The sequence below is a fragment of the Streptomyces sp. TRM68367 genome, from assembly GCF_014495685.1.
GTDB lineage: Bacteria > Actinomycetota > Actinomycetes > Streptomycetales > Streptomycetaceae > Streptomyces.
On the sequence record NZ_JACTVI010000007.1, the window covers coordinates 182,764 to 199,873 of the forward strand.

General features: G+C 71.8%; 14 protein-coding genes and 1 pseudogene. 9 read left to right on the plus strand and 6 right to left on the minus strand.

What is annotated here, in order from left to right:
* Positions 1-18 precede the first annotated feature (18 nt).
* Positions 19-314 (plus strand): annotated as a pseudogene (locus H8R17_RS08020) (MoxR family ATPase); the annotation flags it as partial.
* Positions 315-423: 109 nt separating this feature from the next.
* Here the strand turns inward: H8R17_RS08020 and H8R17_RS08025 are convergent.
* Positions 424-783 carry a cupin domain-containing protein gene (locus tag H8R17_RS08025; RefSeq protein ID WP_187822428.1) on the minus strand — a complete coding sequence of 120 codons (360 nt, stop codon included), beginning with the start codon at positions 781-783 and terminating at the stop codon, positions 424-426.
* Between the two features lie 213 nt (positions 784-996).
* Between H8R17_RS08025 and H8R17_RS08030 the strand changes: the two genes are divergently transcribed.
* The gene (locus H8R17_RS08030) at positions 997-1,797 is read left to right on the plus strand and encodes a class I SAM-dependent methyltransferase (RefSeq protein WP_187822429.1); all 801 of its coding nucleotides are present in this window, start codon (positions 997-999) and stop codon (positions 1,795-1,797) included.
* 32 nt (positions 1,798-1,829) lie between these two features.
* Here the strand turns inward: H8R17_RS08030 and H8R17_RS08035 are convergent, their stop codons facing one another.
* Positions 1,830-2,042, minus strand: a complete 213-nt coding sequence (locus tag H8R17_RS08035; RefSeq protein WP_262505091.1) for a hypothetical protein — start codon at positions 2,040-2,042, stop codon at positions 1,830-1,832.
* A 286-nt stretch (positions 2,043-2,328) separates the two neighbouring features.
* Here H8R17_RS08035 and H8R17_RS08040 point away from each other — a divergent pair, with 286 nt between their 5' ends.
* The 5 genes from H8R17_RS08040 (at position 2,329) to H8R17_RS08060 (ending at position 6,187) form a co-directional block, all read left to right on the plus strand.
* Complete coding sequence (locus tag H8R17_RS08040; RefSeq protein ID WP_187822430.1) at positions 2,329-3,267, plus strand: metal ABC transporter solute-binding protein, Zn/Mn family; 939 nt, start codon at positions 2,329-2,331, stop codon at positions 3,265-3,267.
* Positions 3,264-4,133 (plus strand): ATP-binding cassette domain-containing protein, encoded by an 870-nt coding sequence (locus H8R17_RS08045; protein WP_316959339.1) that lies wholly within the window; start codon positions 3,264-3,266, stop codon positions 4,131-4,133. Before H8R17_RS08040 ends, H8R17_RS08045 begins: the two co-directional genes overlap by 4 nt.
* Positions 4,130-5,011 carry a metal ABC transporter permease gene (locus H8R17_RS08050; RefSeq protein ID WP_187822431.1) on the plus strand — a complete coding sequence of 294 codons (882 nt, stop codon included), beginning with the start codon at positions 4,130-4,132 and terminating at the stop codon, positions 5,009-5,011. Before H8R17_RS08045 ends, H8R17_RS08050 begins: the two co-directional genes overlap by 4 nt.
* A 164-nt stretch (positions 5,012-5,175) precedes the next feature.
* Positions 5,176-5,748 carry a MarR family winged helix-turn-helix transcriptional regulator gene (locus H8R17_RS08055; protein ID WP_187822432.1) on the plus strand — a complete coding sequence of 191 codons (573 nt, stop codon included), beginning with the start codon at positions 5,176-5,178 and terminating at the stop codon, positions 5,746-5,748.
* 130 nt (positions 5,749-5,878) lie between these two features.
* A complete protein-coding gene (locus tag H8R17_RS08060; RefSeq protein ID WP_187822433.1) occupies positions 5,879-6,187 on the plus strand; it encodes a nuclear transport factor 2 family protein in 309 nt (102 codons plus the stop codon).
* Between the two features lie 302 nt (positions 6,188-6,489).
* On the opposite strand, the gene H8R17_RS08065 is transcribed toward H8R17_RS08060, so the two are convergent.
* The 4 genes from H8R17_RS08065 to H8R17_RS08080 form a co-directional block, all read right to left on the minus strand.
* On the minus strand, positions 6,490-7,134 hold the full coding sequence (locus tag H8R17_RS08065; RefSeq protein ID WP_187822434.1) for a CBS domain-containing protein: 645 nt from the start codon (positions 7,132-7,134) through the stop codon (positions 6,490-6,492).
* A 476-nt stretch (positions 7,135-7,610) separates the two neighbouring features.
* On the minus strand, positions 7,611-9,050 hold the full coding sequence (locus H8R17_RS08070; RefSeq protein WP_187822435.1) for an NAD-dependent succinate-semialdehyde dehydrogenase: 1,440 nt from the start codon (positions 9,048-9,050) through the stop codon (positions 7,611-7,613).
* Positions 9,047-11,905, minus strand: coding sequence for an FAD-binding and (Fe-S)-binding domain-containing protein (locus tag H8R17_RS08075; RefSeq protein ID WP_187822436.1), 2,859 nt, complete (start codon positions 11,903-11,905; stop codon positions 9,047-9,049). The genes H8R17_RS08070 and H8R17_RS08075 overlap by 4 nt, the downstream gene beginning before the upstream one ends.
* Positions 11,902-13,170, minus strand: a complete 1,269-nt coding sequence (locus H8R17_RS08080; RefSeq protein ID WP_187822437.1) for an aspartate aminotransferase family protein — start codon at positions 13,168-13,170, stop codon at positions 11,902-11,904. Before H8R17_RS08080 ends, H8R17_RS08075 begins: the two co-directional genes overlap by 4 nt.
* 346 nt (positions 13,171-13,516) lie before the next feature.
* Between H8R17_RS08080 and H8R17_RS46505 the strand changes: the two genes are divergently transcribed.
* Both H8R17_RS46505 and H8R17_RS08095 read left to right on the plus strand, forming a co-directional pair.
* Entirely contained in the window at positions 13,517-15,382 is a 1,866-nt protein-coding gene (locus tag H8R17_RS46505) for a PucR family transcriptional regulator (RefSeq protein ID WP_399476425.1), read from the plus strand.
* A 248-nt stretch (positions 15,383-15,630) separates the two neighbouring features.
* A complete protein-coding gene (locus tag H8R17_RS08095; protein ID WP_187822438.1) occupies positions 15,631-16,647 on the plus strand; it encodes a cellulase family glycosylhydrolase in 1,017 nt (338 codons plus the stop codon).
* Positions 16,648-17,110 lie beyond the last annotated feature (463 nt).

Sequence of the window (17,110 nt, forward strand, 5' to 3'; positions counted from 1 at the left end):
CAGAACCGGAGGGCCCCGTTGTTCACGTCCGTCGACGATGTCTTCGCACGCCTGGCCGAGACCGGCTATCTGGCGTCGCCCGCGGTCGCCACGAGGGCGTGGACGAGGCGCGGGCGCTGTACGAGTGGAACCACGCCAAGCAGCTGCTGCGGATCAGCGCGGGCCGCGACGAGACGTGGGACGAGACCCGCACGGACATCTTCAGCGAGGAGTTCCTGCTGGCCGCCATCCGCGGCGACGACCCGAAGGTGCTGCTGATCGACGAGATCGACAAGGCGGACATCGGGGTCGAGGGCCTGCTCCTGGAGGTGCTGCACGGGCGACTCCGCCGCCCCGGCCTACGCCGAGCTGATCGAGATGCACAAGTGCCCGGCAGCTCGGCGCGCTGGTGGGCCGCCTGCCGCCCGTGTGCCGGACGACGTCCTAGCCCTTCTTCGCGTACTCCCGGGCCGTCTGTCCCTGGAAGTCGTACATGACGCACTGTTCGTCGCCCACGACCCAGGCGTCGTGGCCGGGCGGGCACACGAAGACGTCGCCGGGTCCGACCTCGCTCTCGGCGCCGTCGTCCATCCGGATGCGCATGCGGCCCCGGGCGACGTAGGCGTTGTGGTGGACCTGGCAGCTGTCGGTGCCCGCGATCGGGGCCACGGACTCCGACCAGCGCCACCCTGGCTCGAACGTGGCCACGGCGAAGTCGAGGTCCGTCATGTGGACGGCTTCGAGGTGACCCCGGGGAAAATCGCGCCGCTCGTCGGGCTTGTCGAGCGTCTTGACCTCCAACATGACGCTCCTCCTTTCCGGCCGCTCCAGCGCGGCCGGGGCGGGGCTCCGTCTGCCCGAACGGCACGGCGGCAGCCCCTGCCCCACCACACCATCGTCCGCCGGTCGAGCCGGGCCCGCCATCGGAGGAGTTGCCCATTCACCCATACAACACCCTCCGTGACTCTGCCGGTCATCTCCCCTACTCTCGGAGCCCCCTACGGAGGTCGCTCGAACATGCCCCAGGACGCCAAGTCAGCGAAGAAGCTCCGCAGCAACCGCGCCGCCCTTGCGCACAAGGTCGGCTACGCGCTGCGTCATCCCGGCCGGGTCGTGCCGTACGTCCGCCGCGCCGCCCGGGATACCTGGCTGCGCCTCAAGCACACCGACCACGTCGGCTACTACCGCGCGGTGATGGCATCGGACGCCCGCCGCAGCCCGGAGGCCGCGGTCGGCAGTCAGACCCACGACCGGTGGCTGGCGCTGGGTCAGATGCAGTTCGACTATCTCGTCGAGCACGGGCTGCGGCCCGAACACCGGATGCTCGACATCGGCTGCGGCAATCTGCGCGGCGGCTGGCGCTTCATCGACTACCTCGACGCCGGTCACTACTACGGCATCGACATCTCCCCGGACATCCTGATCGCCGCGAAGAAGACGCTCACCGAGCGCGGGCTCCAGGCCAAGCTGCCCCATCTCACCATCACCGGCGACCTCACGCTGGACTTCCTGCCGGACGACCACTTCGACGTGGTGCACGCCCACAGCGTGTTCTCGCACTCTCCCCTCGAGGTGATCGACCAATGTCTCGGGCACGTCGGGCGCGTCCTGACCGAGCAGGGCTTCTTCGACTTCACCTTCGACCGCACCGAGGGTGAGGAACACCAGGTCCTGCGCGAGGACTTCTACTACCGCACCGAGACCCTGCTCGGTCTGGCCCGCGCGCACGGGCTGCACGCGCGGTTCATGGACGACTGGGAGAAGCGTCCGCACGGGCAGTCAAAGATCCGCGTCAGCCGTTCGCCGATCATCGTCTGAGAGCCGTCGGGATCCGTTGAGATCCCTGCCCCTCAGTTGAGGTGGGTGACCTGCCAGGGCGCGGGCGCCGCGCGCAGCCGGACGGGCAGGGTGCCGTCGTCCGGCATCCCGGCCCGCAGCCAGGCGCCGACCGCCCCGGCGTCGGCCTCGGTGACGAGCGGCCCGAGCCGTACAACGGGGCCGGTGGGCCTGCGATCCGTGGCACAGGGCTGCACGAGCGGCGTACAGGCCGTGCGGGTGCACACTGCCCCGTACGTGGTCGACGGGTGTCGCGGCCGCCTGGAGGACGCTGCTCGTCTCCTCGCTCGATCCGGTGAAGGCGGCGCGCAGCCGTCCGCCGCGGCGCGGTTCGCCGGCGTCGTCCGCCGCGGTGATACCGACTCCGCGGGCGGTCAGCAGACCGCCGGCCATCCGGGCGTCCGGTCAATAGTTGGCAATGGTTTTCACATGACTTCGGACAGACTGCGCTCTTGACATTCATTGCCATTTAGCGTGGTGCCGTTCACGTGCACTGTCCCTCGTGGAGGATCCATGCTCTCGTCCCCGTCCCGGCGTCTGGCGCTGCTCTCCGGCGCCTCCCTGGTCCTGCTGACAGGCTGCGGCAGTTCCTCGGACTCCGGCAGCGGCGGGAGCGCCTCGGCAGGCCCGGCCGCCGCGTCCAAGGTCGCGGTGGTCGCCTCGACGAACGTCTACGGCGACATCGTGAAGCAGATAGGCGCGGGCAGAGTCGACGTCACCTCGATCATCAGCGACCCCGACCAGGACCCGCACTCCTACGAGGCCAACACCCAGAACCAGCTCGCCCTGTCGAAGGCCAAGGTCGTCGTCGAGAACGGCGGCGGCTACGACGACTTCGTCGACCGCATGCTGGAGAGCGGCAACAACACCTCCGCCGATGTGATCAACGCGGTCAAGGTGTCCGGCAAGACCGCACCCAAGGGCGGCGAGCTCAACGAGCACGTCTGGTACGACTTCCCCACCGTCGGGAAGATCGCCGACAGGATCGCCGCCGCGCTGGCCAAGGCCGACCCGGCCGACGCCGCCGCCTTCCACAAGAACGCCGCCGCCTTCAGGACGAAGCTGCAGCCGCTGGAGGCCAAGGAGGCGCAGATCAAGAAGGACCACGGCGGCGAGGCCGTGGCCATCACCGAGCCCGTGCCGCTGTACATGATCGACGCGAGCGGACTGGTCAACAAGACGCCCCCGGCGTTCAGCGAGGCCATCGAGGAGGGCGACGACGTCTCCCCGCGGATTCTCCAGCAGACCCTGGCGCTGTTCAGCGGCAAGCAGGTCAAGGCCCTGGTCTACAACGAGCAGACCTCCGGACCGCAGACCGAAAAGTCCGAGCAGGCGGCCAAGGCGGCCGGGATTCCGGTCGTTCCCGTGACCGAGACCCTGCCGCAGGGCAAGGACTACCTGGGCTGGATGACCGCCAACGTCGACGCGCTCGCGAGCGCGCTGGCGCAGTGACGGCGATATCCCGGCAGGGCGGCACCGGCACGGGCACCAAGGCGTCCGCGGTCATCAGCCTGCGCGGCGCCGCCCTGTCGTACGGCGCACGCACGGTGTGGAGCGGCCTCGATCTGGATGTGCGGCCCGGGGAGTTCCTGGCCGTGCTCGGGCCGAACGGCGCGGGCAAGACCAGCTTCGTGCGGGCCCTGCTGGGCGGGCAGCCGCTGTCGGCCGGGACGCTGACCGTCCTCGGCGGGCCCGCCCGCGACGCCGGTCGCCGTATCGGCTACGTCCCGCAGCAGGCGGCCCTGTCCCCGCAGGCCATGCTGCGCGCCCGGGACCTGGTGCGGTTCGGGATCGACGGGCACCGCTTCGGGCCGCGCCCGCGCTCGGGCGCGGTCCGCCGCCGGGTCGACGAGATCCTCGACGCCGTCGGCGCATCGGCCTACGCCGATGTGCCGCTCGGCATGCTGTCCGGCGGCGAGCGGCAGCGGGTGCGGATCGGCCAGGCCCTGGCCACCGATCCGCGGATCCTGCTGTGCGACGAGCCGCTGCTCTCCCTCGACCTGCACCACCAGGGAGCCGTCACCGGCCTCATCGACGCCCGGCGCCGCTCCCATGACACGGCGGTCGTGTTCGTGACCCACGAGATCAACCCGGTGCTGGGCCTGGTGGACCGCGTGCTGTACCTGGCGCCCGGCGGCCACCGGGTCGGCCCCCCGGAGGAGGTCCTGACCTCCGAGTCGCTGTCCCGCCTGTACGGCACGCGGGTCGACGTCGTGCGCGTCCGCGGCCGGGTCGTGGTCGTCGGCGCCTCCGACGAACCGCCCGCGGCTCCCCACCATCCCGAGCAGGCACCCGAGATGGACGGAGTGCGCCCATGACGCTCGCCGACGGGATCTGGCAGCAGATCTTCAACTTCGACCACTACGGCGAACTCCTGGCCCTGGTCCGCAACTCGCTCATCGCCGGTGCCGCCCTCGGCCTCGTCGGCGGCCTGGCGGGGGTCTTCGTCCTCATGCGCGACCTGCCGTTCGCGGTGCACGGCATCAGCGAGCTGTCCTTCGCGGGCGCATCGGCGGCGCTGCTGCTGGACGCCAACATCGTGGCGGGCTCGATCGCCGGCTCACTCCTCGCGGCCGGCACGATCGGGGTGCTGGGGTCGCGGGCCCGGGACCGCAACTCGGTGATCGGCATCATCATGCCGTTCGGCCTGGGGCTCGGCGTGCTCTTCCTCGCCCTCTACAAGGGCCGGGCCGCCAACAAGTTCGGCCTGCTCACCGGGCAGATCGTCGCCGTCGACACCCCGCAGATGTCCTGGCTGCTGGGCACCTCGGCGCTGGTCCTGGTCGCGCTGGCGGTGATGTGGCGGCCGCTCACCTTCGCCAGCACCGATCCGGACGTGGCCGCGGCGCGCGGGGTGCCGGTGCGGGCGCTGTCCTTCGCCTTCATGGTCGTGCTCGGTCTCGCGGTCGCCCTGTCGGTGCAGGTGGTCGGCGCGCTGCTGGTGCTCACCCTCGTGGTCACCCCGGCCGCGGCCGCCGCCCGTGTCACGGCGTCGCCGGTGCTGCTGCCGGTGCTCAGTGTGCTGTTCGCGGTGGCCTCGATCGAGGGCGGCATCCTGCTCGCCCTGGGCAGCAGCATCCCGATCAGCCCCTACGTCACGACGATCTCGTTCGGCTTCTACGCCGTCTGCCGGCTGGCCGGCTCCTACCGCGTCCGGCGCTGGGGAGCGCGGCGCACGGCGGCGCGGGCGGTCTGACGGCGACGGGCCGGAGCCGGGGGACGCCTCAGTGGTGCCGGAGGTATGTCGTAAGGATGCCGCCCGGCCTTCCGGCGGTCCGTCAGGCCCGTACAATTTGGTTCCGAATGACCGGGTGGCGAGGACACGCCGCCCGGCTCTGCCGATCGACCGCAGGAGGGTCCGTGCCCGGCCACCGCTCCATCACCGAAGCCGAGAAGCTCGCCGCGGCCAAGCTGGGCGGCTTCCCGATCCGCCGGGACCAGATGGCGGCCGTGGCGAACATCTACCGGGCCGCCTCCGCGGTGCGCCAGCACCTGGAGAACTCCGTGCTGCGCGGCTCCGACCTGACCTGGACGGCGTTCGTCGTGCTGTGGGTCGTATGGGTGTGGGGCGAGTCGGAGACCCGGCACGTGGCGGAGGAGGCGGGCATCTCCAAGGGCACGCTGACCGGCGTGGCCCGCACTCTGGAGTCCCGGGGGCTGCTGCGGCGCACCGACCACCCGACCGACGGACGGCTGGTGCTGCTGCGTCTCACCGACGAGGGCGAGGAGTTCATGCGCCGGGTGTTCCCGGCGTTCAACGAGGAGGAGGCCTTCGTCACCGCCCGCCTGAGTGACGAGGAGTGCCGCAGCCTCGCGGAGGGGCTGCGCACTGTCGTCCTCCAGGTCGAGCAGCACGGCGAGGAGCGCCGCCAGGAACTCCTGAACGGCGAGGAGCCGGCACCCCGGCGCAGCGGGCGCCGGCCCAGGGCGTGACCGGCGCTGGGACAGTAGGTGGTCCCGGTCGGGGAGGTCCACACGAAAGCCTCCCGAGCAGTTCGTCGCCGACTTCTTCACGACCTTCACCAACGCCGTGGTCCATGGCTCGGAAGACGCCTCTGACCTGATGTCCAGGTACTACACCCGTGACGTCGTTCAAGTCGCCGACGGCGTACCACTCGACTGGGACCGCCCCGTCGCTCACCTCCGCCCGGTGCGCAAGAACCTGCGCGAGTTCCGGTTCGAGGTGCACGAGGCGTTCACGGACGGAGGCCGAATCGCGACCCGCTTCACGATTCACGCCCGGATGCGCAAGGGCGGACCGGTTTCCACCCGAGTCCACATGTTCGCGGAGTTCACCCCCGACGGCCTGTTGCGACGAGCTGAGCAGCTCACGCGAGCCGTCGCCCCCACCGAACCCGAGACGGGGGAGTGATCCGCATGCGCGTCCGACTCGTCCAGGGCCTCGCCCTGCTGTCCACCGGTGTCCTCGCCGGCGCATTAGGCTACGGAGCGGCCAACCTCGTCCCCACCTTCAACGCCGTACCGCTCGCCATGAGGCTGTCCTTCCACACCCAGTTAATGCAGATGAACGGCATCACCATGCAAGGCGCCACGGATACCGACGCCAATTGCATCGGATGCGAACAGGCGACACCCGACCTGGAGGTCACCCCCGGGAGAGTGATCGTGGGTGGGTGGGGACGGTCTCGTGCCGGGGCCTGCTCGACATCACACCTAGCCCGCCCGGGCGGCGGCGAGGTGGGCGTCCACGGCGACGACACCGTCGACGCCCTGGCAGAGGCCCACGACCACCGGGACGAGACGTGGTTCCGGGACGTGTCCCCGAAGGGTGACGACCCCGTCCCGGACCTCGACCGCGACGGTGCCCTCCTCCAGGCCGAGGATGCGTCCCAGGACGTCCTGCTCGACCTCGCCGCGGATCTCGACGTCGGAGCGGATGAAGGCGTCGAGCAGGTCGCTGCGGGTGACGATGCCGGTGAGGAGCCCGTCGTCGCCGATGACCGGCAGCTGTTTGACGTGCCGCCTGCGGAGTTCCCGCGCGGCCCGGGGGATCGTCCAGTCGGCGCGGGCGGTGAAGGCGGGGCTGCTCATGAGCGCGCCGGCGGTTCGGGCACGGGCCTTGCCCCAGGAGCGTTCGTCGTTCCCGTCCTGACCCTGCGGATCGGGCATGCCGGTCTCGTGCCGCAGCACGTCGGACGCGGACACGACGCCGATGGGAGCGCCGTCGTCGTCGACGACCGGGGCCGCGACGATGTCGTTCGCGTCCAGCAGGGCGGCGACCTCCTGGAGCGGTGTGTTGGGGCGGAATGTGACGACATCCTCGGTCATCACGTCACCGACAGTGCGGCGGTACAGCATGGCATCGGCCTCCTCCGCTTTGCGACGGGGCAGCCGCGGTCGGCCCGACCGGGCGGACCACGCGCGGTGCGCCGACCTCCGCGCCCCTGCCGGCTCGCCCACGCCGTCTTCCCTACCCATGACAGCACCGCGCCGCTCCGGCGACCAGTGACGTTCGGCCTGGCGGGGAGGCTGGCGGTCCCACGGCCAGGAGTGCGGCCGAGTGCGCGGTAGATGCTGGCGACGCTGGGCGCCTGGCCCTTGCGCTTGTCGATGGGGATGATCAGGTCGCCCCCCTGACCGCTCACGTGACGTTCAGAGGGACGTGAGCCCGACCGGCTGCCTGAGCTGGGACGGCTTGTCGAGGAGACCGCCAAGGAGATCGCGGCGCGGCGCTTGGGCGCGTGATTCGTTTGCGGGCGCGGGGAGACTGTGGCTGGGCGCGCCCACGCGGCGCGGCCGCGCAATGCCACAGCTCCCGCGCCCCTACAGGTCGGTCACCTGACCGGGATTGCCAAGTACTGGTATTCCAGGAACTCCTCGATGCCGACTCGGCCGCCCTCGCGGCCCAGGCCCGACTGTTTGATGCCGCCGAAGGGGGCTGCCGGGTTGGAGACCAGGCCCGTGTTGAGGCCGACCATGCCTACCTCCAGGCGTTCGCTGACACGGAGGGCGCGGTCCAGGCCCTCGGTGAAGAGGTAGCCGACGAGGCCCCAGGGGGTGTCGTTGGCGCGGTGCAGGACCTCGTCCTCGTCGTCGAAGGTGAGGATCGCCGCGACAGGGCCGAAGATCTCCGTGTCCATCAGGCGGCTGCCGGGGTCGACGTCGGTGAGGACGGTCGGCGGGTAGAAGCAGCCCGGTCCCTCGGGCGTACGGCCACCGACGAGCACCCGGGCGCCGCGCCCGACGGCATCGGCGACCAGTTCCTCGACCTTGGCGCGTCCGGCCGAGTCGATCAGCGGGCCGACGTCCACGCCGTCCCGGGTCCCGGGGCCTACGACGAGTGCGCCCATGCGTTCGGCGAGGCGGCGTCCGAACTCCTCCGCCACCGACCGGTGGACGAAGAAGCGGTTGGCGGCCGTGCACGCCTCCCCCATGTTGCGCATCTTGGCGACCATCGCGCCGTCCACCGCCACGTCCAGGTCGGCGTCCTCGAAGACGATGAACGGGGCGTTACCGCCCAGCTCCATCGAGGTGCGTACGACCGTGTCGGCGCACTGGGCCAGCAGCAGCCGCCCGACGGCCGTGGAGCCGGTGAAGGACAGCTTGCGGATCCGGCCGCCACGCAGGAGTGGCTCGCAGACCTCGCCCGCGCGGGAGGTGGTGACGACGTTCAGCACGCCGTCGGGCAGCCCGGCCTCTTTCAGGATCGCGGCGAGGGCCAGGCTGGAGAGGGGGGTCTGCGGGGCGGGCTTCAGGATCATCGTGCAGCCGACGGCGATCGCCGGGCCGATCTTGCGGGTGCCCATGGCCAGCGGGAAGTTCCACGGGGTGATCAGCAGGCAGGGGCCGACCGGGCGGCGGGAGAGCAGCATGCGGTTGCGGCCGTCCGGCAGCGTGCCGTATCCGCCGTCGATGCGTACGGCCTCCTCGGAGAACCAGCGGAAGAACTCGGCCGCGTACGTCACCTCTCCCCTGGCCTCGGCCAGTGGCTTGCCCATCTCGGACGTCATCAGGTGGGCCAGCTCGTCGGTGCGGGCCAGGATGATCTCGTGCGCGCGGCGCAGGATCTCGCTGCGCGCCCGAGGTGCCGTACGGGCCCACTCCTCCTGCGCCTGGACGGCCGCCTCCTCGGCGAGCCGGGCGTCCTTCGGGCCCGCGTCGGCGACCCGGCACAGGATCTCGCCGGTCGCGGGGTCGTCGACGGGCATGGTGGCGCCGTCCGCGGCGTCCACCCAGGCACCGCCGATGAACAACTGCGTGGGTGTGTCGGTCATGAGGTCTCTCCTGGTTGATCGGCGGCGGGGTCGAGGAGTTCCGCGAGGTGCAGGGCGCGGATGTCCCGGTCACCGGCGAGGTGGTCGATCTGGGTGGCGCAGCTGAAGCCGTCGGCCACGACGACGGCATCTCCAGCCTCGTCGAGGCGGGGTTCGAGGGCGAGTGCGGCGACGGCCATCGAGGTTTCGTAGTGCTGTGCCTCGAAGCCGAAGTTGCCGGCGAGGCCGCAGCAGCCCTCGGCCTCGTCGACCTTTTCCACGCCGAGGCGGCGCAGCAGGTCGCGCGGGCGGCGGGCGCCGAAGGTGGCGTACTCGTGGCAGTGGTTCTGCAACAGCACGGTCTGCGGCAGCCGCCTTGGGGTCCAGTCCGGTGCGGCGAGGTCGGTCAGCGCCCCGGTGAGGGTGTGGACGCGGGCCGCGACGCGGCGGGCGGCGTCGGTGCCGAGGAGTTCGGGTACGTCGCGTTTGAGCGCGGCGGCGCAGCTGGGTTCGGGCACGACGATGGGGCGATCGTCGCCGCTGTCGAGGCGGGCGACCGTGCGGGCCATGATGCGGCGCGCGACGGACAGCTGGCCGGTGCTGACCCAGGTCAGGCCGCAGCACAGCCCGTCCTGCGCCGTGCACGGGACTCCGGCGTCGGCGAGGACGCGGTTCGCGGCTCCCGCCACCTCGGGGCGGAACGCGCGGGTGAAGCTGTCGACGAAGAGCAAAGCCTTCGCCGGTTTGTCAGGCTTCGTCGCGCGCAGGACCTTGCGCAGGGCTCGCCGGGAGGCGAAGGCCGGGATCCTGCGCTTGATGGTCACGCCGCCGAGGCGGGCCAGCAGTCTGCCGAGCGGTCCGCGCAGCAGGGCGTTGAGCGGGCGGGCGGCGTAGCCGGCGAGGGCGGTGGTCAGGGGCAGCCAGCCCAGCGAGTAGTGGGACCGGGGCCGCAGCCTGCCCTTGTAGTGCTGGTGCAGGAACTCCGCCTTGTACGTGGCCATGTCGACGCCGACCGGGCAGTCGCTGGAGCACGCCTTGCACGACAGGCACAGATCGAGGGCGTCGCGGACCTCGGTCGAGCGCCAGCCGTCCCGGACCGTCTCGCCACGGAACATCTCCTGGAGCAGGCGGGCCCGGCCCCGGGTGGAGTCGTTCTCCTCGCCGGTGGCGCGGTAGCTGGGGCACATCACGCCGCCCGCGTCGCTGCGGCAGCGGCCGACGCCGACGCAGCGGCGGGCGGCGCCGGCGAGGCCGTCCGCGTCGTGTGGGAAGGTGAACGCCGTGTCGACGAGGGGCAGTTCGCGCAGCGCCAGGTCGGCGTCGAGCGGGGCCGGATCGACGATGACACCGGGATTGAGCAGCCCGTCCGGGTCGAAGATCTCCTTGAAGGCGGCGAAGGCGCGGATCATGCGGTGGCTGTACATGACCTGAAGCAGCTCACCGCGCGCCCGCCCGTCGCCGTGCTCGCCGGACAGGGTTCCGCCGTGCTCGACGACCAGGGCGGCCGCCTCGGTGAGGAAGCGGCGGGCGGCGGCCCGGCCGGGGTCCGTGGCGAGGTCGAAGTCGATGCGCACGTGGACGCAGCCCGCGCCGAAGTGGCCGTACAGCACGCCGGTCAGGCCGTGCGAGGACAGCAGCTCACGGAAGTCCCGCAGGTAGGCGGCCAGGTGCTCGGGGGCGACGGCCGCGTCCTCCCAGCCCGGCCAGGACTCCCCGCCGTCGACGAGCCGGGCGGCCAGCCCGGCCCCGTCCTCGCGGACCCGCCACAGCGAGCGCCGTTCCGCCGCGCTGCGGATGACCCGCCCGCCGGTCATGCGGCCCGCGGCCTTGAGAGCGTCGAGGAGCTCGGCCGCCCGGCGCGCCACATCCGCCGCGTCGTCGCCGTCGAGCTCGACGTACAGCCAGGCGCGCCCCTCGGGCAGTCCGGTCACGGAGTCCGGGCCGCGGCGGGCCCGCATGGTGGCGACGATCGCCTCGTCCATGCCCTCCACGGCCGTGGGCGACCAGCGCAGGATCTCGGGAACGTCCTCGGCGGCCTCGACGACGTCGTCGTAGCCGAGGGCCAGGAGCGCCGAGTGCGCCGCGGTGGCCGTCAGACGTACGGTCGCCGCCGTGACGACCGCGCAGGTGCCCTCGGTGCCGACCAGGGCGCGGGCCATGTCGAAGCCGTTCTCCGGCAGCAGGCGGTGCAGCTGGTAGCCGGAGACCTGGCGGGGGATGCGGCCCAGCTCGGTGCGGATCGGCGCCAGCTGGTCGTCGACCAGGCGGCGTGCGTCCTGTTCGAGGCGGGCGATGCGGTCGGCGTCGCGCGGGTCGTACGCGCGCAGTCCGGTGCGGTCGGCGACGGCACGTGCACCGTCGGCGGTGACGATCTCCAGGGCCTCGATGTGGCCGCTGGTGCGCCCGTGCCGCACGGAACGGTTGCCGCAGGCGTCGTTGCCGATCATCCCGCCGAGGGTGCAGCGGCTGTGCGAGGACGGGTCCGGCCCGAAGGTCAGCCCGTGCGCGGCGGCCGCGTGCTGGAGCGCGTCGAGGACCACGCCGGCCTCGACGCGCGCGGTGCCCGCCTGCGGATCGATGTGCAGGATCCGGTTCATGTGGCTGGAGAAGTCCAGGACCACGCCGGGTCCGACGGCGTTGCCCGCCATGCTGGTGCCGCCGCCGCGCGCGGTGACCGGGATGCCGGTCTCCCGGCAGGCCCGCAGCACCGCGACCACGTCGTCGGCGGTGCGCGGGAAGGCCACGGCACGCGGCGGCACACGGTAGTTGGAGGCGTCGTAGGCGTAGGGGCCGGTGGGGCCCGGGCCGGTCTCGACGCGCAGGGTGGGAGCGGTCGCGGCTAGCCGGGCGACGAGGGACGCCAGGGCGTCGGTCATCGATCCGTTGCTTCCGAGGTACCGGCTTCGACCGCAGCCGCCCACGCCTGGAGGCCTTCGTCCACCCCTGCCTCGTCGATCACCAGCGCCGGGATCATCCGCACGACCTGGTTCCAGGCCCCGCACAGCAGCAGGAGCAGGCCCTGGTCGACGGCGGCGCGCTGGACGCGGGCGGCGGTCTCGGGGTCGGGTGAGCCGTCCTCGGTGACGAACTCGCTGGCCAGCATCAGGCCGAGGCCGCGGACGTCGCCGATGCCGGGGGTGCGGTGCGCCACCGCCTCCAGGCCCTGGCGCAGCCGTGCGCCCATGGCGTCGGCGTTCTCGACGAGCTTCTCGTCGCGTACGACGTCGAGGGTGGCGCAGGCCGCGGCGCAGGCCACGGCGTTGGCGCCGTACGTGCCGCCCTGCGAGCCGGGCCACGCCTTCTGCATCAGTTCCTCGGAGGCGGCGATGCCGGACAGCGGGAAGCCGCTGGCCAGGCCCTTGGCCGTGACGAGGATGTCGGGCGTGACGCCGAAGTGGTCGTGGCCCCAGAAGCGGCCGGTGCGGCCGACGCCGGTCTGCACCTCGTCGAGGATCAGCAGGAAGCCGTGCCGGTCGGCCCGCTCCCGGAGGCCTTCGAGGAAGGCGCGGGTCGCGGGGACGTAGCCGCCTTCGCCGAGCACCGGCTCGACGATGATCGCCGCGGTGTCGGCGGGCGAGGAGATGGTCTGGAGCGTGTAGTCGAGCTCCTGGAGGGCGAAGCGGGTGGCGGTGTCCTCGTCCCAGCCGTAGCGGTACGCGGTCGGGAAGGGGGTGACGACCACGCCGCTCATCAGCGGGGAGAAGCCGGAACGGAAGCGGATGCCGGACGTGGTCATGGAGGCGGCGGCGACGGTGCGGCCGTGGAAGCCGCCGTGGCAGACGAGGACGTTGGGCCGGCCGGTGGCCTGCCGGGCCAGCCGCAGGGCGGCCTCCACGGCCTCGCTGCCGGAGTTGGTGAAGAACAGGCTGTCCAGGCCGGTCGGCAGCACCTCGCCGAGCTTGTCGACGAGCCGCCGCAGCGGCTGGTGCATGACGGTCGTGTACTGGCCGTGGACGAGCGTGCCGACCTGGTCCTGCGCCGCCGCCACGACCTTGGGGTGGCAGTGCCCGGTGCTGGTCACGCCGATGCCGGCGGTGAAGTCGAGATAGCGGCGCCCGTCCTCGCCGTAGAGGTGGACGCCCTCGCCCCGGACCGCCACGACGGGCGTGGCTTGGCGGAGGTGCGGCGACAGTGCGGTCATGTTCGTCTCCCGGCTCGGTCGTCGGTGTTCGGGGTGCTGCCGACTGTGTGCTGTCGTCGATGTGCCGCCGACGGTCTGAGGTCGTCGGTGATCCGTCGTCGGTGATCCGGTCGTCGGTGATCCGGTCGTCGGTGTTCCGGTCGTCGGTGTGCCCTCGTCTCCCGAGCATCCCGGCGGGGCCCGGACGGTGCCAATGCGTGAACTGTCCAGCCGGGACGCGGTGTCCGGACGTTGTGTCAACCGCACCGGCACCCGTGCCCGGCCCACGGCCCCTACGGCCGCCCCGGTGCGCCTCTTGCGCAGGTCAGTGGGGCTTGTCAGAGTGACGGGCATACAGGGAGGCACCGTGAGCGAGAACCATCCGACGGCTCCAGGGCCCGGCACCTCCGTGTCCGGCCGGACCGGGGACCCGGTCACCGGCGATCCCGTCGGTCGTCCGCTCACCGTCGCCGACGCGCTGGCGCTGCCTGTCCTGGCCGCCGGGCAGCCGCAGGTCGTCACCGGTGGGGACCGGCTGGACCGCCCCGTCCGCTGGGTCCACATCACCGAGCTGACCGACCCCGCCTCCTTCCTCAAGGGCGGCGAACTCGTTCTGACCACCGGTATGCCCCTGCCCGACGAGCCGGCCGGGGTACGCCGGTACGTCGACGAACTCGCCGGCGTCGGGGCGGCGGCCCTCGTCCTGGAACTCGTCCGCCGCTACCACCGCCCGCCCACCGCACTCGTGCACGCCTGCCAGGCCCGCGGCCTCCCCCTCGTCACGCTGGGCAAGGACGTCAACTTCCTGGAGGTCACCCAGGTCGTCCACGCGCTCATCCTCGGCAACCAGACGGACGCCATGCGGCGCACCCAACGCATCCACGAGGCGTTCACCGCCCTGACGCTGCGCGGCGCCGGACCCGAGGACGTGGTCCGCGCCGCCGCGGACATGAGCGGCCGCACGGTCGTCCTGGAGAACCTCGTCCACCAGGCGCTGATCTGCGAACCGTCCGCCAGCACGGCAGAGGCGGCGCTCACCCGGTGGGAGCAGCGCTCCCGGGCGACGCCGCCCGCCGACCGAGTGGGCGTGTCCGGGCCCGAGGGCTGGCTCGTGGCACCCGTGGAGTACCAGGGCGAACGGTGGGGCCGGGTGGCCATGCTCCCCACACCGCACGGGCCGGCCGACCAGCCGGGTGGTCCGATCACGCCACCCACACCGGCCACACCACCCGCTCCGACCCCATCGCCCGGCCCAACCACACCGCCCGCTTCGACCACCCCCCTCGGGCCGACCGCACCGCCCGGTCCAGCCAAATCCTCCGCCCCGCCACCACCCTGCCCGGCCACACCGCCGGCCCCGGCCACTCCCTCGGCCTTCGGCCCGGAGGACGTGACGGTCCTGGAGAGAACCGCGATGGCCCTGACCATCGCCCGTCTCATCCACCCCACGCCCTGGGAGCGCACCGCGCACCGCGCCGCCCTGCGCGATCTCGCCGAACAGCGTCACCGCTCACCCGCGGAGGCCCGCGCCCGCATCGCCGCGCTGGGTCTGCCCACCGAGAACACCTACTTCGTCGCCGTACTCGCGGACGTACCCACGCGGGACGACACCGCGCAGACCGAGACCGGTCTGTCCGAGGACCTGCGGGCGACGGGAACACCGGCGCTCCTTGGCCACCTCACCCCCACCCGCCTCGGCATCCTGCTGGCCCTGCGCCCCGACCGGCCCTGGCGCCCCACGGTCGAACGCCTCGCCCGTACCGCCCTGGAGCTGACCCCGGGCGCGACGGTGAGCGTGGGCTCCGAGGCCGCGGACCTCGCCCACGTGGCCCGTTCGTTCCGGGAAGCGGCCCGCGTCGCCGAGGCAACCCTGCCCGGCCAGCCCCTTCCCCCGGACCGCTCGTTCCACGAACGGTGCGACATCGGCCTGCGCCGCCTGCTGTTCGCGCTCCGCGACGACACCCGCGTCCAGGACTACGCCGAGCGCCGGCTCGGCCGCCTCGTCGACCACGACACACGGCACGGCACCGACCTGCTGGCCACCCTGCGCCACTATCTCGACGCGGCCGGCAACAAGACCGCGGCCGCCCGCGCCGGAGGCCTGTCCCGCGAGACGGTCTACCAGCGCCTGCGCACCATCGAGCGGATCCTGGACTGCGACCTCGAATCCGGCGAACAGCGCACCGAACTCCACGTGGCCCTCACCGCACTCGAGGTCCTACGGGTCCGCTGACCCGGCCCCCACCCGTTCTCCCGCCTCCACTCCCCCGCTCCTCTTACGTTCGCGATCTCCCACCCTCCGGCTCCCCGGCTGCCCAACGATCTTTTATTGAGCGTTTGTGCGCAGATGCGTTGACCCCTGTTTGGAACTGCTCTTAACCTCAGGTCCCACTGAGCCGCCAGTTCATCCGCGCACGCTCCGCGAAATCGCCGGCGCTCGCCCCCTTTGCGTGCGAACGCAACTGAACAGAAAGGGACGTCGTGCCACGAAAGAAGCAACTCGGGACCGCGGCCGCGGGTGTCCTCGCCTGCGCCACCGCGTTCAGCGGCCTCACTGCCGCCCCCGCCTCCGCCGACGCGGCGGGCGTGTCGGCCGTCAGCGATTTCCGCGGGGTCAACTGGGCCGACCCGCGCGACAACTTTGCCCATGACGCGGTAGTGCCCTCGGGCCTGTCCACCTCCGACAGCTACGCCACCACCTACGCCAAGTCCAAGGCGATCATCGGCGGGTTCGCCAAGCTGGGCGCCAACACCGTCCGGCTGCCCATCAACCCCTCCTCCGTGAACGGCCCGTTCTGGAAGTCGTACAAGGGAGCGATCGACGCCGCCACCGACCAGGGCTTCAAGGTCATCCTGGGCTACTGGGAGGCCGACAACGCCAAGGACGGCAAGATCGACGACCAGGCCGCCTGGAACCAGATGTGGGCGCGGGTGACCTCCTCCTACGTGCGCAACTCCAAGGTGTACTTCGAGCCGATGAACGAGCCGTTCGGCTACACCTCCCAGGAGTGGCGCGACATCGCCGCGAAGTGGGTGACCACCCACAGCAACGTGCCCCGCGACCGGATCCTCATCGGCGGCATCAAGTACAGCGAGGACGTCAAGCCCGTGTGCGCCGACAGCCGGCTCGACGGCACCCGGCTGGCCCTGCACAACTACGGCTTCTGGCACACCGACTGGACCAGCGTCGACCAGTGGAAGCAGGACTTCAAGCAGCGCATCGGCGACTGCGCCTCGCGCACCGTCCTGGACGAGTTCGGCGCCACCATGACCTCCGGTCTGAACTACAACGGCCCGGTCAACGGCTCCAACGAGATCGCCTACATCCAGGCGGCCACCGACACCATCCGCGAAATGGGCCTGGGCTCCGTCTACTGGCCCGGCCTGCGCAACGGCGACACCTACTCCCTCACCACCCTCCAGGGCACGGGCACCAGCCTCAGCCTGAAGGTGAACAACCAGAGCGGCCTGGACCGCCTGCACTGGGCCTGGTTCTAGCACCGACGCGTCATCGAACCACCACCGCAACCCCCTGCCCCCACAGCGGCAGGGGGTTGCGGTCATTCCCGTGCGGTGCGGGGCAGCCAGCCGTTCAGGCGGCGGTCGGCCCACTGGATGAGTCCGACGGCGCCGAGAGCAACGAGGACGACGGCGAGGAGTACGGCGAGGACAGCCACGGCGGCGGAACTGGCGGAGCAGAGCCTGCGGCACGTCCACCGCCTCGGTGACCGGCTCGGCGTCGCGCTCGGCCTGGAACTGATGGCCTGGATCGCGGTCAGCAATGGGCGGGCCGAGCGGGCCGCCGTGCTCTTCGGCCATGCCTACGGGCCGGCTCCCGTTAGTCCGAGGACTTAAGGAGACCGGCCCGTTCGCGTGTTTCCGGCCTGCTTCGCTTACTTCAGCCAGGAGTCGACGAGAGACTTGTTCTTCGCGATCCACTCCTTGGCGGCTGCCTGTTCCT